18 protein-coding genes are annotated in these 22,261 nt (G+C 62.5%); 4 read left to right on the forward strand and 14 right to left on the reverse strand.

The features are described 5' to 3' along the window. Window positions 1–8 precede the first annotated feature (8 nt). A complete protein-coding gene (locus ACOJCM_RS00235) occupies window positions 9–986 on the reverse strand; it encodes an alpha-ketoacid dehydrogenase subunit beta (RefSeq protein WP_445210049.1) in 978 nt (325 codons plus the stop codon). Window position 987: 1 nt separating this feature from the next. Continuing rightward, the gene (locus ACOJCM_RS00240) at window positions 988–2,211 is read right to left on the reverse strand and encodes a thiamine pyrophosphate-dependent dehydrogenase E1 component subunit alpha (RefSeq protein WP_445210050.1); all 1,224 of its coding nucleotides are present in this window, start codon (window positions 2,209–2,211) and stop codon (window positions 988–990) included. A gap of 384 nt (window positions 2,212–2,595) precedes the next feature. Between ACOJCM_RS00240 and ACOJCM_RS00245 the strand changes: the two genes are divergently transcribed. Then, complete coding sequence (locus ACOJCM_RS00245; RefSeq protein WP_445210051.1) at window positions 2,596–4,407, forward strand: hypothetical protein; 1,812 nt, start codon at window positions 2,596–2,598, stop codon at window positions 4,405–4,407. 7 nt (window positions 4,408–4,414) lie between these two features. Here the strand turns inward: ACOJCM_RS00245 and ACOJCM_RS00250 are convergent, their stop codons facing one another. From ACOJCM_RS00250 to osmF, 4 genes are read right to left on the reverse strand one after another with little or no spacing between them, the layout of a single operon-like run. Then, window positions 4,415–5,176, reverse strand: coding sequence for an ABC transporter permease (locus ACOJCM_RS00250; protein ID WP_445210052.1), 762 nt, complete (start codon window positions 5,174–5,176; stop codon window positions 4,415–4,417). Next, complete coding sequence (locus tag ACOJCM_RS00255) at window positions 5,173–6,114, reverse strand: ABC transporter ATP-binding protein (RefSeq protein ID WP_445210053.1); 942 nt, start codon at window positions 6,112–6,114, stop codon at window positions 5,173–5,175. Before ACOJCM_RS00255 ends, ACOJCM_RS00250 begins: the two co-directional genes overlap by 4 nt. Beyond that, window positions 6,111–7,232 carry an ABC transporter permease gene (locus tag ACOJCM_RS00260; RefSeq protein WP_445210175.1) on the reverse strand — a complete coding sequence of 374 codons (1,122 nt, stop codon included), beginning with the start codon at window positions 7,230–7,232 and terminating at the stop codon, window positions 6,111–6,113. Before ACOJCM_RS00260 ends, ACOJCM_RS00255 begins: the two co-directional genes overlap by 4 nt. 48 nt (window positions 7,233–7,280) lie before the next feature. Next, window positions 7,281–8,189 carry a glycine betaine ABC transporter substrate-binding protein OsmF gene (osmF, locus tag ACOJCM_RS00265; protein WP_445210054.1) on the reverse strand — a complete coding sequence of 303 codons (909 nt, stop codon included), beginning with the start codon at window positions 8,187–8,189 and terminating at the stop codon, window positions 7,281–7,283. 90 nt (window positions 8,190–8,279) lie between these two features. Between osmF and ACOJCM_RS00270 the strand changes: the two genes are divergently transcribed. Next, on the forward strand, window positions 8,280–9,272 hold the full coding sequence (locus ACOJCM_RS00270; protein ID WP_445210055.1) for a DUF1853 family protein: 993 nt from the start codon (window positions 8,280–8,282) through the stop codon (window positions 9,270–9,272). Between the two features lie 46 nt (window positions 9,273–9,318). Here the strand turns inward: ACOJCM_RS00270 and cysS are convergent, their stop codons facing one another. Together cysS and ACOJCM_RS00280 are read right to left on the reverse strand one after the other, a co-directional pair. Continuing rightward, entirely contained in the window at window positions 9,319–10,728 is a 1,410-nt protein-coding gene (gene cysS / locus ACOJCM_RS00275; RefSeq protein ID WP_445210056.1) for a cysteine--tRNA ligase, read from the reverse strand. A 1-nt stretch (window position 10,729) separates the two neighbouring features. Further along, window positions 10,730–12,424 (reverse strand): glutamine--tRNA ligase/YqeY domain fusion protein, encoded by a 1,695-nt coding sequence (locus ACOJCM_RS00280; RefSeq protein WP_445210057.1) that lies wholly within the window; start codon window positions 12,422–12,424, stop codon window positions 10,730–10,732. Window positions 12,425–12,579: 155 nt separating this feature from the next. On the opposite strand from ACOJCM_RS00280, the gene ACOJCM_RS00285 reads away from it, so the two are divergent. Further along, window positions 12,580–13,089 carry a peptidylprolyl isomerase gene (locus ACOJCM_RS00285; protein ID WP_445210058.1) on the forward strand — a complete coding sequence of 170 codons (510 nt, stop codon included), beginning with the start codon at window positions 12,580–12,582 and terminating at the stop codon, window positions 13,087–13,089. Window positions 13,090–13,182: 93 nt separating this feature from the next. Next, window positions 13,183–13,944 (forward strand): UDP-2,3-diacylglucosamine diphosphatase, encoded by a 762-nt coding sequence (locus tag ACOJCM_RS00290; RefSeq protein ID WP_445210059.1) that lies wholly within the window; start codon window positions 13,183–13,185, stop codon window positions 13,942–13,944. A 6-nt stretch (window positions 13,945–13,950) separates the two neighbouring features. Here the strand turns inward: ACOJCM_RS00290 and ACOJCM_RS00295 are convergent, their stop codons facing one another. The 6 genes from ACOJCM_RS00295 to clpP all read right to left on the reverse strand — a co-directional run bounded on the left by ACOJCM_RS00295 (window position 13,951) and on the right by clpP (window position 22,195). Next, a complete protein-coding gene (locus tag ACOJCM_RS00295; RefSeq protein ID WP_445210060.1) occupies window positions 13,951–15,003 on the reverse strand; it encodes a CobW family GTP-binding protein in 1,053 nt (350 codons plus the stop codon). 172 nt (window positions 15,004–15,175) lie between these two features. Further along, the gene (locus ACOJCM_RS00300; RefSeq protein WP_445210061.1) at window positions 15,176–16,993 is read right to left on the reverse strand and encodes a SurA N-terminal domain-containing protein; all 1,818 of its coding nucleotides are present in this window, start codon (window positions 16,991–16,993) and stop codon (window positions 15,176–15,178) included. Window positions 16,994–17,219: 226 nt separating this feature from the next. Beyond that, window positions 17,220–17,492 carry a nucleoid-associated protein HU-beta gene (hupB, locus tag ACOJCM_RS00305; protein WP_445210062.1) on the reverse strand — a complete coding sequence of 91 codons (273 nt, stop codon included), beginning with the start codon at window positions 17,490–17,492 and terminating at the stop codon, window positions 17,220–17,222. Window positions 17,493–17,667: 175 nt separating this feature from the next. Beyond that, window positions 17,668–20,073, reverse strand: coding sequence for an endopeptidase La (gene lon / locus ACOJCM_RS00310; RefSeq protein ID WP_445210063.1), 2,406 nt, complete (start codon window positions 20,071–20,073; stop codon window positions 17,668–17,670). 146 nt (window positions 20,074–20,219) lie between these two features. Beyond that, complete coding sequence (gene clpX, locus ACOJCM_RS00315) at window positions 20,220–21,497, reverse strand: ATP-dependent Clp protease ATP-binding subunit ClpX (protein ID WP_445210064.1); 1,278 nt, start codon at window positions 21,495–21,497, stop codon at window positions 20,220–20,222. Between the two features lie 77 nt (window positions 21,498–21,574). Continuing rightward, window positions 21,575–22,195 (reverse strand): ATP-dependent Clp endopeptidase proteolytic subunit ClpP, encoded by a 621-nt coding sequence (gene clpP, locus ACOJCM_RS00320; protein WP_445210065.1) that lies wholly within the window; start codon window positions 22,193–22,195, stop codon window positions 21,575–21,577. Window positions 22,196–22,261: the final 66 nt, after the last annotated feature.

Raw genomic sequence — 22,261 nt, forward strand, 5'->3', positions numbered from 1 at the left:
ATCGGGCGTCAGAACGCCACGGATGCCTTGATCGCTTCGAAGATCTTCAGGTGGTCGGGCAGATACTCCTTCTCCAGCGTCAGCGGGAAAGGCGTGTCCAGCCCGGTCACGCGTTCGATAGGCGATTCCAGGTACAGGAAGCAGCGCTCCTGGATAGTGGCGGCGATCTCGCCGGCAAACCCGCCGGTACGCGGCGCCTCATGGGTAATCACCAGCCGGCCCGTCTTGAGCACCGACTCGACGACGGTATCCTCGTCCCAGGGCAGAATGCTGCGCAAGTCGATCACCTCGCAGGAGATGCCGCCCTTCTCGGCCAGCTCCACGGCACGGTCGATCACTTCCATCTGGGCGCCCCAGCCGAGCACCGTGATGTCGCTACCCTCCTTGGTGACCTCCGCCTCGCCGATGGGTAACTGGTAGTCCTCTTCGGGAACCTCGCCCACCGAGGCGCGATAGAGGCGCTTGGGCTCGAAAAAGATCACCGGGTCGGGATCGCGGATCGCGGACAGCAGTAGCCCCTTTGCCTGGTAGGGATTGCGCGGCACCGCGATCTTGAGGCCCGGGGTGTGGGCGAAATAGGCCTCGGGCGACTGCGAGTGATAGAGGCCGCCGGAAATGCCGCCGCCATAAGGAGTGCGGATGGTCAGGCCGCCGACGTTGAACAGGTCGCCGGAGCGGAAGCGAAACTTGGCCGTCTCGTTGACGATCTGGTCGAAGGCCGGAAAGATGTAGTCGGCGAACTGGATCTCGGCCACCGGCACCGAGCCCTGGGCCGCCAGTCCATTGGCGAAACCGATGATGCCCTGCTCCACGAGCGGCGTGTTGAAGCAGCGGTCGCGGCCATACTTCTCCTGCAGATGGCTGGTCGCGCGGAAGACCCCGCCGAACACTCCCACATCCTCGCCAAAGCAAAGGACTTTGTCGTCCTCGGCCATGGCGATGTCGAGCGCGTTATTGATCGCCTGCAGCATGTTCATCTTGGGCATGTCAGGCTCCTCCCTGCTCGTCGCCGGCCTTGCTGTCGCCCGGCACCTTGACGTCGGGGTCGAGCGATTGAGCGCCCTTCGGATAGGCATCGGGGTGCTTGCGGATATGGGTCTTCAAGGCGTCGAGCTGACGCTGCAGCGTTGGCGTCACGTCGGCATAGACATCCGTGACCAGGCTCTCCAGCGGCGGTGGCGACCGCTTCTCGGCGCGCTTCATGGTTTCCAGCACTTCGCGACGCAGGCTCTCCTGCCAGCTCTTCTCTTCCTCTTCGTCCCACCAGCCAAGGGAGAGCATCCATCGTTGCATGCGCAGTAATGGATCTTTTTCACGCCAAGCTTCTTCTTCTTTGCGCGAGCGATACCCCGAGGGATCATCGGAGGAGGAGTGAGCCGCCAACCGATAGGTCATGGCCTCGATCAGCACCGGCTGGTTCTGTTCCACGGCGATCTTCCGCGCTTCCTGGGTGGCGCGATACACCGCCAGCACGTCGTTGCCGTCGACACGGATGACGTGCATGCGGTAGCCGAATGCCCGCGGAGCGATACCGTCGGCGGCGAACTGCTCGCTGGCCGGCGTGGAGATGGCATAACCGTTGTTACGGCAGAAGAAGATGACCGGCACCTTGTGCACCGAGGCCATGTTCAACGCCGCGTGGAAGTCACCCTCGGAGGCTGCCCCCTCGCCGAAGAAAGTGATGGTGCAGTGGCCCTCGCCGGCCAACTTCTGGCCGTAGGCGTAGCCGGTGGCTTGGGGAATCTGGGTCGCCAGCGGTGACGAGATGGTCATGTAGTGCAGCTTGCGCGAACCGTAGTGGATCGGCATCTGCCGCCCCTTGCCGTAGTCGAGCTCGTTGCCGAACAGCTGGTTCATGAACTCGTCGTAGCTGAAGCCACGATAGACCAGTGCCCCTTGCTCGCGGTACTGCGCCATGATCATGTCCGCATCGTCCAGCGCCGCAGTCGCCCCGATGACGGCAGCCTCCTCCCCGGTGCACTGCATATAGAAAGAGAGCCGACCCTGCCGCTGCGCTGCCATCATGCGCTCGTCGAGCACCCGAGTTATCAGCATAGCGCGGTAGATCCTGAGCGCTTTCTCCTTGTCGAGCTCGGGCGCCTCGGCGCCTTCGAACAGGGAGCCGTCCTGCTGCAACAGGCGGAAGGTGGGGATGTGGAACTCATCGCCGGTCATGAAACTCGGCGCATGGACGTCATATGTTGTTGTCATCTTCCTGATCCTAGGTAATGGCAGGAGGAAATACCGCCCCTTGTGAGGGCAGTGTTGACTCTAATGTAGCCGTCTGCCAGAGGGTCACTCCAGCAGTTCGCCAACGCTGGAGCAGTTGACGTTAACGTAAGATGAATCTAAACGCATCCTTTTTGCTGGCCTATAGACCGTTCGTATGAGTTTCCGACTGCCTCGCAGAGGATCGGCAGACCAGCACGGCTGATAAACTTCGTGGTTTCGTCTTGCTGTGCCTCGTCATCACGACTAGAAAGGTAGAGGCGTGCCGAAGCCGGGCCTCCCTGGCCACCGTGTTTTCTGCACGTGACATACACCGGGCCACCCGGGCAGCGGATCTTGCTCGCGGTCAGTCAATGGAGTGCTCACATGACACGCCACCTCAAGGCAGCGACCCCGTTTCATCATGCCAGCCATCCCACAGCAGAGCAGAATTCGGTCCATGCCGCCCTTCTTCGACCCGACATATCGCACTTGAGCGAGCTTCGCTCGGATATCGAAGACGCCATGTCACGGCAGCAGGAAGCCTATGCCAACCTGACGCAGGAGGCTCCCACCCTGCTGCGCGACCTGCGCGACAAGATACGATCGGAAATCGAGGCGACTGTCGCTTCACTGCGCGAGGGCCTGCCGAGCTCCCCCCACGATTCCAAGGAGGATGGTGAAGAGGATGAACGCGAAGAGCGCCATGTGGAAACCGTCGTGCTGGGTGACACTGATGAAGACATCGCCTACGAAGACATGGGTGACGCGGCCCTCGAGCTGCGCTTGAGTGCCGACGAGATACACGCGGAGTATCACGGTGAGTTCCGCTTCGACGGCAGCGGCCCCTCGGCGATCGAAACCTTCGAGTCGGATGACCCCGATCCGAGTTTCAGCTCACCCAGCGGCAACTACCATCTACCCAACAGTGAATCGGTGAGCTTTTTCGTGGCGGAAGACACGGGGTTTCGCGGTACGGTGCATGCCGATGCGGCACGGTCGTTGGAGGTGGAGGCGCCCGGCTGGTTCAGCGGTGTTACGCTGCACGGTGCCAGCCTGACTGAAGCCACCTTCAACGTGGGCATGCTGAGCATGTACGAGGATGACCTCATTCACGGTGGCACCTATCATTCCGTACAAATCGATGCCGAGAACCTGGAAACACTGACGGTGCTGGGCGATGCACGGTTTCGCCTCAACTCCATAGCCGATTCGGATGTGCTGCAACGGGTGGAGGCGAACACCGACGGCGAATTCCTCCTGTCGGGTTTCGAGCTCGATCATCTCGAAGAGGTCGATCTCAGCGGCGGTGGCCGGGTCGTGATCTCGTCGGACATGGTGGGCACGCAGGTCGACACGATTCGTGTCGACGCAGCCGACCTGCACGGCGATGTCTATCCCCTGCCCCCGGGCGAGGATGCGCTGAGTCTCTGGATCGGTGCCTTTGACGGCTCGGCGCGCGGCACGGCCGAGATCGCTGGCTCCGAGGTCGGCCAAAACTCAGTCCGGGTGGCGGGTCGGGACCTGACCTATACCGGGGGGGAAGGCAGCGATTACCTGAGTTACCGGGACGCGGGGGAACTGGACGACATGGCCAGCTTCCGTATCGAGGCCCCCAGCATTTCCGCCTCCCTGACCGACGTGGTGGGCCGTGGCGAATTCGCGCTGGAAGACGGGTCGTTTTCCATCACGGGCAATAGTCTTGTGCAGACCGAGCATTTCTTCGTCCTGAGCGGCAGTTTGCTGCATCCGGAAAGCGACGATGGGGCGGTTCGAATCCTCTCGGATGGTGAGGTGACGCTCTATTCAGGCGCTAGATACGCTACGGATATGGCAACCTACAACGATGCCTATTTCGCGCGCGATACGGGCGAGAGCCGCTGGTCGCTCGACGAGGAGGATCGCTTCGACGGCACTTTCGATTTCATGGACAGCGTGACCAACGACGATACCGAGACCCTGGATGGCCTGCTGTTCGAGGACGACGCCGGCGACCTTTTCTACGTGCTGGATACCGATACCGACCCCGGCATCGAGCAGGGAGCGGATGCCTTCCGCATCGCCGAGGTGGGCAATGGATGGGTCGATGACGGTAGCGTGCAGAGCGCCGCCGACGTGAACGCCTTCATCGATAGTCATGCCCTGGCACTGCTGGGGGTGGGCGAAACGACCCTGGCCGAGCACGGCGAACTGGCATGACGCGACATCATCTTCGGCGCTGCAGGTTCTCGAAGGTGCTGTCCACGGCTAGCGCCAGCAGGCCGGTCAGCACAGCACCCTGCACGATATAGGCGGTATTGCCGTTGACGATGCCAGAGATGATCGGATCGCCCAGGTTGCTTGCGCCGACGGTCGCTCCCAGTGCGGCGGTAGCGATATTGATCGTGACCGAGGTGCGAATCCCCGCGAGTATGACGGGCGCCGCCAGCGGTAGCTCCACCTGACGCAGGATCTGCCCTGCGGTCATGCCCATCCCGCGCGCCGCCTCGTGCACGTCGAGGTCGATCCCGCCGATCCCCGCCAGGGTGTTACGCACGATGGGCAACAGGCCATAGAGCAGCAGGGCGACGATAATGGGGAGCGTGCCGAAACCCAGTGCAGGGACGGCCAGAGCCAACACGGCGACAGGGGGAAAGGTCTGCCCGATGGAGGCGAGTTGCGCCACCAGCGGCTGAAAATTCCGACCTGCCGGACGTGTCACGGCGATGGCCGCCCCGACGCCAATGCCCACGGCCAGTAGCGAAGCGATCCCTACCACTACGATGTGGCGACCCAGCAAGGTGTAGAAGTCGGCACGACGATAAATCACTTCGCGTGTATCCGGCTCGATCAGCCGGAACGGCCATTCGAGATAACCCATGCCGAACGTCATCAGCAAGAGCAGCGTGAACCAGACGACAGGCATCACCCAGCGCTGTGGCAGGCGCACGGGCGTCATCCGCGCCATGACGGGAACGGCTCGCTTCATGTCGCCTTGGCTCCGAGCAGCCGGCGCAGCGATAGCTCACCTATCGGAATGTCTTCCTCGTCGACGACCGTCAGCCGATCGACCCGGTGCCAGAGCATGACCGAAAGCGCTTGGCTGAGCGATGCGCCATAAGGGATCCGCTCGCTGGCCAGCAGGCGAGGCCCCAGCGGCAGCATGCGTTCGCCCACCTGAATCAGCGAAGCCTCCTTGAGGCCTCGATCAAGCCCGCCCAGCAGCGATTCGACGAAGGGATTGGCCGGATCGTGCAGCAGCTCGATGGGCTTGCCCTGCTGCACGATCCGGCCCTGGTGCATCACGACCAGCCGGTCGGCCAAGGCCAGCGCCTCGTCCATGTCGTGTGTGACGAAGACGATCGTCTTGTGCAGGCGCGCCTGGAGCCCACGCAATTCATCCTGGAGCGTTTCACGCGTAATCGGATCCAGCGCGCCGAAGGGTTCGTCCATGAGCAGGATGTCCGGGTCCGCTGCCAGCGCCCGTGCCACGCCGACGCGCTGGGCCTGACCGCCCGAGAGTTGGCGTGGGTACTTGTCGGCGAACTCCGCTATCGGCAGCCCCAGCAGTTGCATCAACTCCTCGACCCGCTCACGCACCCTTGTCTTGGGCCATTTGAGCAGGCGCGGCACCAGGCCGATGTTGCGAGCCACCGTCCAGTGCGGAAACAGTCCGGTACTCTGGATGACGTAACCAATGCGCCGCCGCAGCGTGACTTCGTCGAACGAACGCACCGGCTGACCATCCAGGTGAATCTCGCCCGCATCATGCTCGATCAGGCGGTTTATCATGCGCAGCGTGGTCGACTTGCCGCAGCCGGAGGTGCCCACCAGGGCGCACAGCTCTCCCCTCTCGACACGCAGCGAGATCCCATCGACAGCGGTCTCGCTGCCGAAACGCTTGCTCACGTCGAACAGCTCGATCATGCAGCCCCTCCCGGGCGAAGCAGTTCACTCAAGGCGCCGATCAGGGCGTCGGCAACGAGCGCCAGGGCGATGATCGGCAAGGCGCCGAGCACGACCATGTCCATCGCCGCCTGGCCCAGCCCCTGGAAGATGAAAGTGCCGAGGCCACCGGCGCCGATCAGGGCCGCCACGGCAGTCAAGCCGATGGCCTGGACCGTGGTGATACGGATGCCTTCCAGCACCACCGGTAACGACAGGGGGAGCCGCACCTGCAGAAACACCTGGCATCGACTCATGCCCATGCCGCGGGCCGACTCTATCACTGCCGGCTCGACATCATCCAAGGCCACGTAGATATTGCGCACCATCGGCAGGAGGCTGTAGCCCAGCAGAGCCAGGAACGCCGGTGCCCAGCCGATGCCACCGACGCCGATCTCCCCAAGCCACTCGACGTGCGAGCCGACCCAGGCGAGCGGCGCCAGCAGCAGACCGAACAGCGCCAGGCTGGGAATGGTCTGGAGGAAATTGAGCACGCCGAACCCGGCACGGCGCACGCCAGGATGACGCCGCATGACCAGCACCAGCAGCGCAGCCAAAATCAGGCTGGCACCGACAGCCGCGCCGACCAGCGCGAGATGGGTCCCCAAGGCACTCACGAACTGTTCGCTGCGGGTCTGGTACTCGCGCTGCAGCGCCAGCGGCTCCAGCCATAGCGAGAGCGCCAGCCACCAGCTCGAAACCACCGGCACCAGCAGCAGCCACGTCAGCGGACGCGACAGACCGAGCCGGGTACGCAGTTCGATCACGGCCAGCAGCAGCAGGAACAGCAGCAACCACAGCGCGCGGCCGATCCCCACTCGCGCCTGAGCCATGTCGGGCTCCACCAGGGTTACCGTCGCTGCCGACAGCCATAGCGGCACCAGTACCAGCAGGGCAACGACGGCGGCCAGCGACGATTTGAGCCCTTGTCGATTGGGCCGCCAGGAGAGCACCGCCACGGCGAGCATGGGAACCATCATCAACACGGCCGGCCAACCGCCCATCACCTGGAGCGCCGAGTAGGGTGAGCCGGGTACGATCCGGTTGGGGGCGACACTGACGGCATCCAGCAGCAGCCACACGGTCAAGCACGCCAGCATCAGGCTCAGCAGGACCCAGTTGGGTATTCGGCTGCCTTCACCCACGCCTCAGTCCTGCAGCTCGGACAGGTAATCCTCGGCGACCTCGCGCGGGTCCCGCCCATCGACTGCGACCTGTCCGTTGAGTTCCTGCAGGGTCTCGAGGTCGAGAGAGCGGAACAAGGGCTCGAGGAGCTCGGCGATCTGTGGATGGGCATCGAGCACTTCCTGGCGCACCACAGGCGCCGGCTGATAGACCGGTTGCACGCCGAGTGTGTCTTCCAGCACGACCAGGCCGAGCGCGCCAAGCCCGCCATCGGTACCGTAGGTCATGGCGGCATTCACACCGCTGGTCTGCTGGGCGGCGGCACGCATGGTAGCGGCCGTATTGCCACCCGACAGCACCAGCAACTGCTCTGACGACAGCTCGAAGCCATAGGCCTCCTGGAAAGCCGGGAGGGCCTGATCTGATTCGACGAACTCTGCGCTGGCGGCAAACTTGAACTCACCGCCCTCGTTGAGGTAGTCGGCCAGATCTTCCAGGGTTTCCAAGCCATGCTCGTCAGCCAGATCTTCACGAACGCTCATTGCCCAAGTGTTGTTGGCCTCCGCGGGGGTCAGCCATACAAGATCGTTTTCGGCATCCCGTTCACGTACCGTCTCGAACGCTCGCTCGGCATCGTGCCAGACGTCGCTATCGGTCATATCGAAGAAGAAGGCGCCGTTGCCCGTATATTCCGGATAGAGGTCGATCTCACCGTTAAGCAGCGCTTCACGAACGATATTCGTGGCACCCAGCTGCAATCGATCTTCGGTTTCGATACCCCCCTGCTGCAGGCGCTGGAGAATCAGCTGGCCCAGCACCGAGCCTTCGGTGTCGATCTTGGAGGACACGGTCACCGTATCGCTGGCCTGCGTGCCGGCAGCGAGGAGCAACGAACCGACGAATAGGCTCGCCAGGGACAAGGAGCGTTTCATGTTCAACACCATCCGTTGTGAATGTGATTAGAGTATAAGGCGTGTACAGTTTGGCTGTCAGACCCGATCTCAACGCGGAGCCTCCACGCCATGGCCGAGGATGATGCCGCCCTGCTCGCGCCTTGCCACCACCCGCTGGTTCGCGACCTGGCGTGGATCGTCCTGGCTCCCGACCTGATCGCGACGCCATGGCCGGGCCGACCCACGCGCAGCGACCTGGGCCTGGAGGAGAATGAGCCCCTGCGTCGCTACCTGGCGGCGCTGGAAGCCAACCCGCAGGGACTGGAGCGACGCGTAGGCGATACCGTCGCCAAGCGAATGGGCCATTATCACGAACGTCTGTGGCAGTTTCTGCTCGACTCCGCCCCACACACTCGCCTGCTCGCCAGCAATCTCAGGATACACGAGGGCAAACGCACCCTGGGCGAACTCGACCTGCTCTATCGCCGACGCAGCGAGCCCACTCCCATACATCTCGAAGTCGCCATCAAGTTCTACCTCGGCCTGCCCGAAGGTCCCGGATCGATACGCGACCAGGCACGCTGGATAGGTCCCGGTGGCGCCGACAGCCTCGCCACCAAGCGAGAGCACCTGGATCGCCACCAGCTACGGCTGACCGAGCGTGCCGAAACTCGCCAGACGATCCGCCAACATACCCAGCCACGCGATATCGGTCCCAGCCCCGACATCGCCATCGAGCGACAGCTGGCGATACCTGGCGTGCTTTTCTACCCCTGGCCGTTGGCCATGCCCGCACCACGCGAAGCGGCTTCCGGGCACCTGCGCGGCCACTGGTTGCGCTGGCACGACTGGCAGCGTCTGCGCGACGGCCTGGCACGCCATACCCGAGCCGCCTGGCTCGCCAAGCCGCACTGGTTGGCCCTGCCGCGTGACGAAGCCTTTGTGCCGCTTCATCAACTCGAGGCGCGTCTGGCAGACCACTTTGCCGGCCCGGCCACCCCGGTACAGATCGCGCTGCTCAACCCCACCGCACCAGACGACAGTCGCCGACGCCTGTTCATAGTAGACGACAGCTGGCCGCGGCAGATCCCGCTACCGCCACGCCCCGGAACGAGCGCCTGAACCGCAATCGCCCGGCCAAGGCCGGGCGACATGGGGAAGCGTCCGTTTACTGCCGGGGGGATTCGAAGATCCAGCTCGTACCTTCGCGTGAGTCCTTGAGAACGATGCCGAGCGCGGCAAGCTCGTCACGGATGGCATCCGCCGTGGCGAAATTCCTGGCCTTCTTGGCCTCGGCTCGCTGTGCGATGCGCGCTTCGATCTCGGCTTCGGACACGGGCAACGCCGCCTGGTCGCCCTTGAGGAAGGCTTCGGGCGACTGGCCGAACAGGCCCAGCACATCACCCAGGCGGCGCAATTCTGCGGCGAGCACCGGCGCCTGGGTGGGCGCCTCCTTCTTGGCCCGGTTCAGCTCACGCGCCAGCTCGAACAGCACCGAGAGTGCCTCCGGGGTATTGAAGTCGTCATCCATGGCAGCCGTGAAGCGTTGGGCGAAGCGGCCATCCACTTGATCGTTGTTGCCCCCTTCCCCGCTCTCACGCGGCAGGCCCTCGAGCGCGGTATAGAACCGCTCCAACGACCGGCGCGCCTCGGCCAGGGAATCCGGCGCGTAGTTGATCGGGCTGCGATAGTGGCTCGCCACCAGCAGGTAGCGCACCACTTCCGGGTCGTGAACCTCGAGCACCTCGCGAATGGTGAAGAAGTTGCCCAGCGACTTGGACATTTTCTCCTGGTTGACCCGTACGGCACCGGCGTGCATCCAGGTATTCACGTAAGGCTTGCCGGTGGCCGCCTCGGACTGTGCGATTTCGTTCTCGTGGTGGGGGAATGTCAGGTCCGGGCCGCCGCCATGGATGTCGAAGGTGTCGCCCAGGCAGGAGGTCGACATTGCCGAACATTCGATGTGCCAGCCGGGGCGCCCCTCGCCCCAGGGCGAGGGCCAGCTCGCCTCACCCGGCTTGGCGGCCTTCCACAGCACGAAATCGAGCGGATCCTCCTTGTGCTCGTCGACCTCCACCCGGGCGCCGGCGCGCATCTCGTCGGGGTTGCGGTTGTTGAGCTTGCCGTAGCCTTCGAACTTGCGCACCCGGTAATAGACGTCGCCATTGCCGGACGGGTAGGCATAGCCCTTGTCGATCAGGGTCTCGATCATGGCGACGATTTCGTCGACATGTCCCGTGGCACGCGGCTCGCGGTCCGGTCGCTTCACACCCAGGCGGGCTTCGTCCTCTTGCATGGCGGCGATCATGCGCTCGGTGAGCGCGGCGATGCTTTCGCCGTTCTCGTCGGCACGCTTGAGGATCTTGTCGTCGATGTCGGTAATGTTGCGAACGTAGGTGACGTCATAACCGCGCCAGCGCAGATAACGGGTCACCACGTCGAACGCCACCATCACCCGGGCATGGCCCAGGTGGCAAAAGTCGTAGACGGTCATGCCGCAGACATACATCCGAACCCTGCCCGGCTCGATCGGCGTGAACGGCTCCTTGCGTCGCGTCAGCGTGTTGTAGATCTGCATGTCAGCCCTTCTTCTGACCGTCTTTCTTCTGGATTCGAGCCCAGCTGTCCTTCAGCCCGACCGTGCGATTGAATACCAGCTTGCCGTCACGGCAGGCGTGACGGTCGGCACAGAAGTAACCGACACGCTCGAACTGGAAGCGAGATTCGGCCGCCGCGTCGGCGAGGCTTGGCTCGCCCATGGCCTGGCAGATCTGCAGCGAATCGGGGTTGAGGTGCTCGAGGAAATCGGCGTCCCTATCCTTGTCGGGCTGCTCGACCAGGAACAGGTTATCGTAGAGGCGCACCTCCATCGGCACCGCATGGGTTGCGCTGACCCAGTGAATCACGCCCTTTACCTTGCGACCCTCCGGGTTCTTGCCCAGGGTGTCGAAATCGACCGAGCAACGCAGTTCAACGATCTCGCCGGCGTCGTCCTTCACCACCTCGTCGCAGCGGATCACGTAGGAGTTGCGCAGTCGCACCTCCTGGCCCGGTGCCAGGCGGAAGAACTTCTTGGGCGGCTCCTCCATGAAGTCGTCCCGGTCGATATAGACCTCTCGGTTGAACGGCACCTGGCGCACGGGCATGTCGTCGCGCGCCGGGTGGCCAGGCACCGGGTAGATCTCCTCGTGATCCTCGGCGACGTTGGTCAGCACCACCTTCAGGGGATTCAACACGCACATGGCGCGCGGTGCGTTGTCCTCCAGATCGGAACGGATGGCGTGATAGAGCATGGCGATGTCGACCAGGCCGCCATCGGCTCGGGTCACGCCGATCATATCGCAGAACTTGCGAATCGAGGCAGGCGTATAGCCCCGCCGGCGCATGCCCGAAATGGTCGGCATGCGCGGGTCGTCCCATCCGTCGACGATGCCCTCGTCCACCAGCAGCTTGAGCTTGCGCTTTGAGGTAAGGGTGTAGTTGAGGTTGAGGCGCGCGAACTCGATCTGGCGCGGCCTGGCCGGGACCGGCAGGTTGTCCAGGAACCACTCGTAGAGCGGACGATGATCCTCGAACTCGAGCGTGCAGACCGAATGGGTCACGCCCTCGATGGCATCCGACTGACCGTGGGTGAAGTCATAGGAGGGATAGATCTTCCACTTGTCGCCGGTCTGGTGATGGTGGGCGTGGCGGATACGGTAGAGGATCGGGTCGCGCAGGTTGATGTTGGGCGAGGCCATGTCGATCTTGGCCCGCAGCACCTTCTCGCCTTCCTTGAACTCCCCGGCGCGCATGCGCTCGAGCAGGTCGAGGTTCTCGTCGACGCTGCGCTCGCGCCAGGGGCTGGGGCGGCCCGGTTCCGTCAGGGTACCGCGGTATTCGCGAATCTCCTCGGGCGAAAGGTCGTCGACGTAGGCCTTGCCTTCGCGGATCAGGTGCTGCGCCCAGGCGTAGAGCTGATCGAAATAGTCCGAGGCATAGCGCACCGCTCCCGCCCACTCGAAGCCAAGCCAGCTGACATCCGCCTTGATGGCATCGATATAGGCCTGCTCCTCCTTGGCCGGGTTGGTGTCGTCGAAGCGAAGATGACAATCCCCACCGAACATCTCGGCCAGACCGAAGTTCAGGCAGATCGACTTGGCGTGACCGATGTGCAGGAAGCCGTTGGGCTCCGGCGGAAAGCGGGTGACGACCTTGTCGACGCGACCGGCCTCTATTTCGTCAAGAATCTGGTTGCGGATGAAATTCGGCGCACTGGCGTTTTCGGTGGTCATGGGGTTGCGACAAACCTCTGGTTGAGTGGCGAGTCCGGAAGGAGCTCGGATAACGAAGGCTCCGTCGCGCTTCGCGCATCGATGCAAAACCGCTATTATAACGCCACGCCCATGCACGGCGCCAAGGCGCGCTCCTTTCGAACAGGAAAACTTCGATGATCATTCTCGAGACCAGCTTCGGCGACATCGCCATTGCCCTCAATCACGACCAGGCGCCCAAGACTTCTGCCAACTTTGAGCAGTATGTGCGCAATGGACACTACGACGGCACGCTCTTCCATCGCGTTATACCGGGCTTCATGATCCAGGGAGGCGGCTTCGACCAGGACTTCAACCAGAAGCCAACCCGCGACCCGATCGAGAACGAAGCCGACAACGGCCTGAAAAATCAGACCGGCACCCTGGCCATGGCTCGCACCCAGGACCCACACTCCGCCACCGCGCAATTCTTCATCAACGTGGCCGACAACGACTTCCTGAATCATAGCGGCAAGTCGATCCAGGGCTGGGGTTACTGCGTGTTCGGCGAGGTGGTCGATGGCATGGACGTGGTCGAGCGGATCACGGCGGTGGACACCACACGTCGAGGCATGCATGCCGATGTCCCGGCGGAGGACGTGCTCATCAAGCGGGCCTATATCAAGGACGAGCCCAGCGACAGCTGACTTGCCCTGCCCTGTACGCCCGAAGCACGGGCGTACAGCCGCGAGGTTCCGTGCGAGCCCCTTTCGTTCGACCCGAACCCACGAGACACGGCCATGAGCATTACCCTGCTGATCTCCGACCTGCATCTGCATCCTGGCGCGCCCGACGTCACCGAAGGCTTCCTCGACTGGCTCGACAAGCGCGCGCATGGCGCCGATGCGCTCTATATCCTGGGTGACTTCTTCGAAGCCTGGATCGGCGATGACCTGCTCGATCATGCCGACCGCGACCCCAGCGGCAATGCCGCTCTCGCGATACGGGCAGCCACTGCGCTGCGCCACCTGGCCGACGAGGGCACCGCCATCTATCTGATGCATGGCAATCGCGATTTTCTCCTCGGCCATCGCTTCGCTGCCGCCGCCGGTGCGAAACTGCTGACCGACCCGGCCGTGCTTCGCTTCGCCGACGAGCCGGTCCTGCTCATGCATGGCGACAGTCTGTGCACCCAGGATGAAGCCTACATGGCCTTTCGCAGCCAGGCACGCAACCCGGCTTGGCAGGAGCAGGTGCTGGCCATGCCGCTGGCCGACCGCATCCAGCTGGCTGCCTCGCTTCGGCAGCAGTCGGGCGAAGCGAATTCGAACAAGGCCGAAGACATCATGGATGTCACGCCCGAGGAAGTGGTACGCGTCATGCGCGACCACGGTGTCACGACACTGATCCACGGCCACACCCACCGCCCTGACGTTCACGATATCGAGGTCGACGATCAACCTGCCCGGCGTATCGTGCTGGGAGACTGGCAACCCGGCAGGGGGTGGGAAGTCGAGATCGGCCCAGACGGCAACCCGGTACTGCGCGAGATCGCGCTCTAGCCCTCTTCAGGGCGGCACGTTACCGACGTCCTGGTCGATGCAACACGCCTGGAGCGCCTCCAGCAGCTCCGCGGCAGGCGGCATGCCCCGAGCACCGATCACCTCCAGACGTGAGTCCTTGCGCCAGGCGCTTGGGGCAAGGCTGGCCGAACCTTGCCCACGATTGTAGAGCTTCCAGCCAGCATTCGTATGCAGGATCCCCTTCATACGCAGCCCCACCGGCATGCGATCCAGTACCCGGGTCAGACGGTCGAGATCGAAGATGTCCTGCGGATGCCAGCGCCAGCCCAGGGAATCGTAGCCTAGCGCCCGCTGACTCTCCTGCAAGGGTTTGCCCGGCGCCGGCATGGTCCGGGTGAATTCCTCCAGCATCACGACCTGCTGCGCCTTGTCGCGAAGCGCATCGTGATCGCCGTTTCCTCGGTAAGCCGTGTCTTCCCGGTGATGGCCGCTCTCGAGAAGCAACGCTATCGGCAGCGCACCGTGGGGAGCCTCGGCCACCCATTTCTTGCGCGGCCAAAGCTCACCCACAAAAGTCCGGGCGGCTGCCAGCTGGTCGCTGCTGGCAAGATCGCTCATCGTCAACGCGACGGCATCGGCCATGGCCAATTGATCGTTGAACGTCTCGTGCTCTCGCGCACGAGGGTCGTCGAGCCGAGCAGGATCGAGCAGCACGATGACGTCTCGTATCTCGAGAATGTCTGCGAAAGCCTCGCTGCGCAGCACATCGACCAGGCCGGCAGGATGCCCGAGCCCCGAAGGTTCGACAATGAGTCGATCAGGCCGGTAGCGGTGCAGCAGGTTGACCAGGGTAGCCTGTAGAACGAAAGCGAGCTGACAACAGAGACAGCCTCCCGGGAGCCCCTTGACGATGACGTCATCGCGCATCTCGAACATGGCCTGGTCGATGCCGATCTGACCGAACTCATTGATCACTATCGCCCAACGCTCATGCGGCGGCTTGTGCTCGATCAAACGGCGTATGAGCGTGGTCTTGCCGCTACCAAGAAAGCCACTGAACAGGTGCACGGGTATAGATGCGAGGGGTGCCGTGCGCATAATCACTCCTGCCGGGAATAATTGTTATAGAGTAACACATGGCGCGCATTACCTTCCCCCTGATTTCCCATGAGCGAAATAACAGTGAAGCAAGATAACGGTATAAAACCACTTTGATAGAAAAGGGGGCATGCCCCCTTTTCTATCGACTCGAGATCACACGAAGCCAAGTTCAGCGTCGTTCGATCTCGGCCGTCTCACGCAAATGGCTGCGTAAACCTTGAATAGCCGCCTGAGCGCGTAGCTGATCGGTCATTCGCGCCACGAAGGCTTCCGTCTGTTCGTCAGCCTCACCGGCTTCGACGCTATCCAGGGCGATCAGGTGGATTCGCTCGCCATCGCTGGCATAGCCGAAGACAGCCTCGCCTGCTTCAGGATGCGGAAGCCTGAAAGCCGCTCGTAGCACAGCGCCTGGCGCATCGCCCTGCTGCCGAGTCGCCTGCTCGACCTGATGCCATTCAAGCTCAAGGTCTTCACCCGAACGCAGTCGCTCGATTCGCTCACGCGCCACGTCGAGAAGTGCTTCGCGCTGCTTGCGCTGCTCGACGGCTTGCGCCACTTGGTCCCGCACTTCGTCGAGCGGGAGTACGGTCGCTTCGCGATGGTCGGCAACGCGCAGCACCATGCGGCGATCCGCGTCGAGCTCGATGACCTCGCTATTGAAGCCTTCGACAAGGACATCCTCGCTGAACGCCTCACTCATCACCCCTGGCTCGGAAAGGACGCCCGAGCCCCCGTCACGAGAGACCCAATCACTCTCATGCAGTTCGAGCTCGAGGCTTTCGGCGACACTGGCCAGGTCATCGGCGGCGAAACTCTCGTCGATCAGTTCCTGCACGCGACGATTGAACTCTCCCGTTACCTGTTCCAGCCCCAACTCACGGGCCAGCTCATCGCGAATCTCTTCGAAGGAAGGCTGGTCCAGCTCCGTCACCTTGATCAGGTGAAGGCCATTTTCGGTTTCCACGATGCCCGATACCTGACCAGGCGCGAGCGCAAAAGCCGATTCGTCAAACGCATCACCGAAGAAGCCGCGGCTGATCACGCCGAGATCGCCTCCTTGCTCGGCGGTGGAGGGATCTTCCGAGTATTGGAGGGCCAGCTCATCGAAGGTGTCGCCCTCAGCAAGGCGCTCCCGAACCTCTTCCAGTCGCTCGATGGCGTCGTCGCGGGAGCGCTCGTCGCCAAATGTCGCCATGATATGCGACACACGCCGATCGGCATCGCGCCCCCGCTCCTGCCACTCCTGACGCAATGCGTCCTCGCTTACCTCGACTTGCTCGGCCATCTTCTCACGGTCGACGACCACGTACTCCAGACGCACCTGCTCGGGCCGCTGGTAGCGCTCGCTATTTTCCTCATAGTAGACCTGAAGCTCCTGTTCGCTGACCTGGACGGGCTCGTCAAGTTCTTCGGCGCTCAGCGTATGGTAGCGGAAGCTACGAACTTGCCGCTGTAGCTCGGCCAGGGTCTCGCGCTCTCCGTCAAGTACGATTTCGCTGAGCGCCAGACCCTGCTGAAGCTGTTGGCGCTTGAGGTCCACCCTCAATGCGGTGCGAAAGGAGGTTGGTGTAAAACCGGCACCGGCCAGGCGGTTGCGAAACAGGTCGGCATCGAAACGGCCATCCTGATCCTGAAATTCGGGCAGGGTCACAATCACGTGGTCGAGTTGTTCATCGGAAAGGTAGAGACCACCACCCTCGGCGAAATCCTGCATCAGGCGTTCGCCGATCATTTCTTCGAGAACCTGACCGCGCAAGGCCCGCTCCTGCTCCGGCGGTACCTCCCCGGAGCGGATGGCGCGCTGCACCTCCATCTCCAGTTCCTGACGCGTTATGCTTTCGCCGTTGACCTGGGCAACCTCGTCGCCGCCTCCGCCGAACAGCCCCACCAGGGACTCGATACCGAACAGCGCCATGGTGACGACGACGGCACCCACGATAATCTTGGCGCCCCAACTCCTGGAGCGGTCACGAATACTTTGCAGCATGCAGGCCTCGGTTGCTGATGGTTGGCTGGCTGTGGCGCAACATTATACGGTGGCCAGACGTTGCGGACCATGGCAGGAGGGCCCGCCTTGCTTCGGAACTCGTCTTATCACCCAGGCCGTGCCAGAACCTGCCAAAAAGAAGGCGCACCGCCTGAGCGATGCGCCTGATCGTTTGCTGCCGACGCGGGATCCCGTACTCGAGATGCGGCGCAAATAACCCGTTGACTCAGTTCACGGAGTCCTTGAGCGCCTTGCCGGCCTTGAATGTCGGCACCTTGGCTGCGCTGATCTGGATCGGCTTGCCTGTCTGCGGATTGCGGCCGGTGCGAGCGGCGCGCTCTTTGACCGTAAAAGTGCCGAACCCGACGAGAGAGACGCTGTCCCCTTTCTTGAGGCTCTCGGTGACGGTATCGACCATGGCATCCAGTGCGCGAGACGCAGCGGCCTTGGGAATATCGGCAGACGCGGCGATGGCTTCGATCAGCTCGGATTTGTTCACACTTCACCCCTTAACTGTTTCAGAAAATGGCTCTAATCGGCGGCCTTTCGCCCGGCAACGCGATCACAGCATGGCTGGCAGTTTATAGCAATGCTGTAAAAGAGGTGTCAAGCAACTGAGGCGCCAAACCGCGCCATGCCGGGATTTTATCCCCGGCATAACACAGAAATTATCGTTAATGCGTACTGATCATGGTGGAGGAAGAAGCCGATTCTTCCGTCCGCGATTCATCCCCACCAGCGCCGGATCTTTCGACCAGCGCCGACTCCAGTACTTCGTCGACCCAGCGCACTGGTCGGATATCCAGCGCATCCTTGATATTGTCCGGTACCTCCTTGAGGTCCCGGCGGTTCTCTTCCGGAATGAGCACAATCTTTATACCACCGCGCCGTGCCGCCAGCAATTTCTCCTTTAGACCGCCAATAGGCATCACCTCACCGCGCAGATTGACCTCACCGGTCATGGCGAGGTCGCAGCGTATCGGGCGTCCGGTGTAGGCCGATACCATGGCTGTCACCATGGCGATACCTGCGCTGGGACCATCTTTCGGCGTGGCACCCTCCGGCACGTGGATATGCAGGTCTTCCTTCTCGAAGCGCTCAGGATCGATACCGAGTGCCGCGGCACGAGCACGCACTACGGTGTGGGCGGCACTGACGGACTCTTTCATCACGTCGCCCAGCGACCCGGTCTTGTTGATACGCCCCTTTCCGGGAGTGACGACCGATTCGATATTGAGCAACTCCCCACCTACCGACGTCCAGGCCAGTCCGGTCACGCGACCCACCTGATCCTCCTTGTCGGCCAGGCCATAGCTATAGCGGCGCACGCCAGCATAGGTTTCGATGTCAGCCGCAGCAAGCAGTACCTGAGCCTGGGCGCCCTGCCCCTCGTGTTCGAGGCGCTCGCGCAGTACCTTGCGACACACCTTGGCGATTTGCCGTTCGAGCTCACGCACCCCGGCTTCGCGGGTGTAATAGCGTATCAGCTCCAGCAGCGATTCATCGGAGAACCGCAGTTCCTCCTCCTTGAATCCGGTCGCCTTGAGTTGCTTGGGCACCAGGTATCGCCGCGCGATGGCGAGCTTCTCGTCTTCGGTGTAGCCGGGCAGGCGAATGACTTCCATGCGGTCCAGCAAGGGACCGGGAATGTTCATCGAGTTGGCGGTACAGATGAACATCACCTCGGAGAGGTCGTAATCCAGCTCGAGGTAATGGTCGTTGAACTTGTCGTTCTGTTCCGGGTCGAGCACCTCGAGCAGCGCCGAGGCAGGATCACCGCGGTGATCCATACCGATCTTGTCGACTTCATCGAGCAGGAACAGCGGATTCTTGACCCCGGCCTTGCTCATGCGCTGGATCAGCTTGCCCGGCAGTGAGCCAATATAGGTCCGGCGATGGCCTCGAATCTCGGACTCGTCGCGTACACCGCCGAGCGCCAGGCGGACATACTTGCGGTTGGTCGCCCGTGCGATCGATTGGCCGAGCGAGGTCTTGCCCACCCCGGGCGGCCCAACGAGGCAGAGTACGGGCCCCTTGAGCTTCTTGACGCGTTTCTGCACGGCCAGGTATTCGAGGATGCGCTCCTTGACCTCGTCGAGACCGTAGTGGTCCTCGTCCAGCACCTTGTGGGCGTGCACCAGGTCGTGCTTGACCCGGGTGCGCTTCTTCCACGGCACCGCCACCATCCAATCGAGGTAGGACCGCACCACAGTGGCTTCCGCGGAACTCGGCGACATCATCTTGAGCTTGCCAAGCTCCTGCAGGGCCTTGTCGCGAGCTTCCTTGGGCATGCCCGATTCTTCGATGGCCGCTTCGTACTTCTCGGCCTCGTTGGGCACGTTCTCGAGCTCGCCCATCTCTTTCTGGATGGCCTTCATCTGCTCGTTGAGGTAATACTCGCGCTGCGACTTCTCCATCTGGTCCTTGACCCGAGAGCGAATGCGCTTCTCCACCTGCAGCAGATCGATCTCCGATTCGATCAGCGCCATCAGGTGTTCGATGCGATCACGTACGCGATCCATCTCGAGCAGCTGCTGCTTGTCCTGGATCTTTAGCGACAGGTGAGCGCAGATGGTGTCGACCAGACGGCTCGGGTCCTCAATACCTGATAGCGAGTTGAGGACTTCGTTGGGTACCTTCTTGGAAAGCTTGACGTACTGCTCGAACTGGTTGAGCAGTACCCGGACGAGCGCCTCCTGCTCACGCTCGGTCAATGGCTCGCTGTCACGCAGCACCGCATCGGCCATGCTGTGGCCCTGATCGGCATGGTGTACCTCGCGCAGGTTGGCGCGAGAGACCCCCTCGATCAGCACCTTGACGGTCCCGTCCGGTAGCTTCAATAGCTGCATGATCTCGGCCACGGTGCCGATGGTGAAGAGATCCTCGGTACCGGGGTCGTCCTGCCCGGCTTCCCGCTGGGCTACCAGCAGCACGCGCTTGTCGGCGGCCATGGCAGCATCCAGTGCCTGGATCGACTTCTCGCGACCGACGAACAGGGGAATCACCATCTGCGGATAGACGACCACATCGCGCAGTGGCAACAGGGGCAGACTCAAGGTCTGAACGGCGTTCTGCTGCATCGCAGACGTTCCTCAAAACAGAAATCGGTGGATACAGAGGGAGTGGGGGCTTGGAGCCCGCTTTGCAAGGGGCCATGACTAACGGGAAAGGGGCCGCCCGAGCGACCCCTTTTCGTCATGGGCGTGACGGCACGAGCCGCCCAACCTCAACCGTCGGTTCCGTCGACCCTCTGGTCCTGCTGTGAATAGATCAGCAAGGGCTCGCTGTCGCCGGCGATGACCGACGCATCGATGACCACCTTGGACACCCCCTCCATGGATGGAATCTCGTACATGGTGTCGAGCAACACCGACTCGAGAATGGAGCGCAACCCGCGGGCGCCGGTCTTGCGCGCCATGGCCTTCTTGGCGACGGCACGCAGGGCATCCTCACGGAACTCCAGCTCAACGCCCTCCATATCGAACAGCCGGGCGTACTGCTTGACCAGCGAATTCTTGGGCTCGGTGAGAATCTGGATCAGCGCCTCCTCGCTGAGCTCGGTGAGCGTGGCGATGACCGGCAGGCGGCCGACGAACTCGGGTATCAGGCCGAACTTGACCAGATCCTCCGGCTCGACGTCGGCAAGCAGGTCACCCACGCCCTTGGTCTCGTCCTTGCTCTTCACCTCGGCACTGAAGCCGATGCCGCCCTTCTCGGCGCGGTCGCGGATGACCTTGTCAAGACCGGCGAAGGCACCGCCCACGATGAACAGGATATTGCCGGTATCGACCTGCAGGAACTCCTGCTGGGGGTGCTTGCGCCCGCCCTGCGGCGGGACCGAGGCCGTGGTGCCCTCGATGAGTTTCAGCAGCGCCTGCTGTACACCCTCGCCAGAGACGTCGCGGGTAATCGAGGGATTGTCGGACTTGCGCGAGATCTTGTCGATCTCATCGATATAGACGATGCCACGCTGGGCCTTCTCCACATCGTAGTCGCATTTCTGCAGCAGCTTCTGGATGATGTTCTCGACATCCTCGCCCACATAGCCCGCTTCGGTGAGCGTGGTGGCGTCGGCGATGGTGAAGGGCACATTGAGCAGACGCGCCATGGTCTCGGCCAGCAGGGTCTTGCCGCTGCCGGTGGGACCGATCAACAGAATATTGGACTTGCCGAGCTCGACGTCGTCACCCTTGATGCCGGCACGAAGACGCTTGTAGTGGTTGTAGACGGCTACGGACAGCACCGTCTTGGCGCGGTCCTGACCGATGACGTATTCGTCCAGGGTGCGACGAATCTCGCGGGGAACGGGTAGACGCTCCTCATCGCTCTCGGCATCGGCATCGAGAACTTCCTCGCGAATGATGTCGTTGCACAGGTCGACACACTCGTCGCAGATATAAACGGACGGGCCGGCAATCAGCTTGCGTACCTCGTTCTGATTCTTGCCACAGAACGAGCAATAGAGCAGCTTGCCACCTTCGTCCTTGCCTTTGCCGTCGGCCATTCGCGTACCTCTGTCACTTCGGCGGCCGGGCCGGCCGCCGCTTATCACGTATATGAAGCGTACCTGAATTCACGCTATCAGGATGTGGGGCGCTTATCCAGTACAGCATCGACCAGACCGTATTCCACTGCCTGCGTGCCGCTCATGAAATTGTCGCGATCCGTATCCCGGGCAATCGTCTCGATGTCCTGTCCGGTATGGTGGGCAAGGATACGGTTGAGCTTGTCGCGGATACCGAGGATTTCCCGGGTATGAATCTCGATGTCCGCCGCCTGGCCCTGGTAGCCACCCAGCGGCTGGTGAATCATCATGCGCGAATGGGGCAGCGAGTAGCGCTTGCCGGCAGCACCGCCCGCCAGTAACAGCGCCCCCATGCTGGCCGCCTGGCCGATGCACACCGTCGAAACGTCGGGCTTGATGAACTGCATGGTATCGTAGATCGCCATGCCGGCAGTCACCGCGCCGCCTGGCGAGTTGATGTAGAGATGGATGTCCTTGTCCGGGTTTTCGGATTCAAGAAACAGCAGCTGTGCCACGATCAGGTTGGCCATGTGGTCTTCCACCGGTCCCACCAGGAAGATCACACGCTCCTTCAGCAGCCTGGAGTAGATGTCGTAGGCCCGCTCGCCTCGCGCGCTTTGCTCTACTACCATCGGCACCAGGCCGCCGGCGTTTCGGGTCTCGAACTCGTTGCTCATCTGTGTGATGTCCTTGCATCCGATGAATGGAAGCGCTCCCCTCCTGCCGGCCGCCTCCTCGGCAAC

Source organism: Billgrantia hypersalina (assembly GCF_052584175.1).

What these genes read in the sequence shown, in the direction of transcription:
- lon (WP_445210063.1), bottom strand. Translation starts at nt 20,073, where the DNA reads ATGCAGCAGAACGCCGTTCAGACCTTGAGTCTGCCCCTGTTGCCACTG.
- ACOJCM_RS00240 (WP_445210050.1), bottom strand. Translation starts at nt 2,211, where the DNA reads ATGACAACAACATATGACGTCCATGCGCCGAGTTTCATGACCGGCGAT.
- clpP (WP_445210065.1), bottom strand. Translation starts at nt 22,195, where the DNA reads ATGAGCAACGAGTTCGAGACCCGAAACGCCGGCGGCCTGGTGCCGATG.
- ACOJCM_RS00280 (WP_445210057.1), bottom strand. Translation starts at nt 12,424, where the DNA reads ATGACCACCGAAAACGCCAGTGCGCCGAATTTCATCCGCAACCAGATT.
- osmF (WP_445210054.1), bottom strand. Translation starts at nt 8,189, where the DNA reads ATGAAACGCTCCTTGTCCCTGGCGAGCCTATTCGTCGGTTCGTTGCTC.
- ACOJCM_RS00290 (WP_445210059.1), top strand. Translation starts at nt 13,183, where the DNA reads ATGAGCATTACCCTGCTGATCTCCGACCTGCATCTGCATCCTGGCGCG.
- ACOJCM_RS00235 (WP_445210049.1), bottom strand. Translation starts at nt 986, where the DNA reads ATGCCCAAGATGAACATGCTGCAGGCGATCAATAACGCGCTCGACATC.
- ACOJCM_RS00270 (WP_445210055.1), top strand. Translation starts at nt 8,280, where the DNA reads ATGGCCGAGGATGATGCCGCCCTGCTCGCGCCTTGCCACCACCCGCTG.
- ACOJCM_RS00285 (WP_445210058.1), top strand. Translation starts at nt 12,580, where the DNA reads ATGATCATTCTCGAGACCAGCTTCGGCGACATCGCCATTGCCCTCAAT.
- cysS (WP_445210056.1), bottom strand. Translation starts at nt 10,728, where the DNA reads ATGCAGATCTACAACACGCTGACGCGACGCAAGGAGCCGTTCACGCCG.
- ACOJCM_RS00300 (WP_445210061.1), bottom strand. Translation starts at nt 16,993, where the DNA reads ATGCTGCAAAGTATTCGTGACCGCTCCAGGAGTTGGGGCGCCAAGATT.
- clpX (WP_445210064.1), bottom strand. Translation starts at nt 21,497, where the DNA reads ATGGCCGACGGCAAAGGCAAGGACGAAGGTGGCAAGCTGCTCTATTGC.
- ACOJCM_RS00245 (WP_445210051.1), top strand. Translation starts at nt 2,596, where the DNA reads ATGACACGCCACCTCAAGGCAGCGACCCCGTTTCATCATGCCAGCCAT.
- ACOJCM_RS00250 (WP_445210052.1), bottom strand. Translation starts at nt 5,176, where the DNA reads ATGAAGCGAGCCGTTCCCGTCATGGCGCGGATGACGCCCGTGCGCCTG.
- ACOJCM_RS00295 (WP_445210060.1), bottom strand. Translation starts at nt 15,003, where the DNA reads ATGCGCACGGCACCCCTCGCATCTATACCCGTGCACCTGTTCAGTGGC.
- ACOJCM_RS00255 (WP_445210053.1), bottom strand. Translation starts at nt 6,114, where the DNA reads ATGATCGAGCTGTTCGACGTGAGCAAGCGTTTCGGCAGCGAGACCGCT.
- ACOJCM_RS00260 (WP_445210175.1), bottom strand. Translation starts at nt 7,232, where the DNA reads ATGCTGGCGTGCTTGACCGTGTGGCTGCTGCTGGATGCCGTCAGTGTC.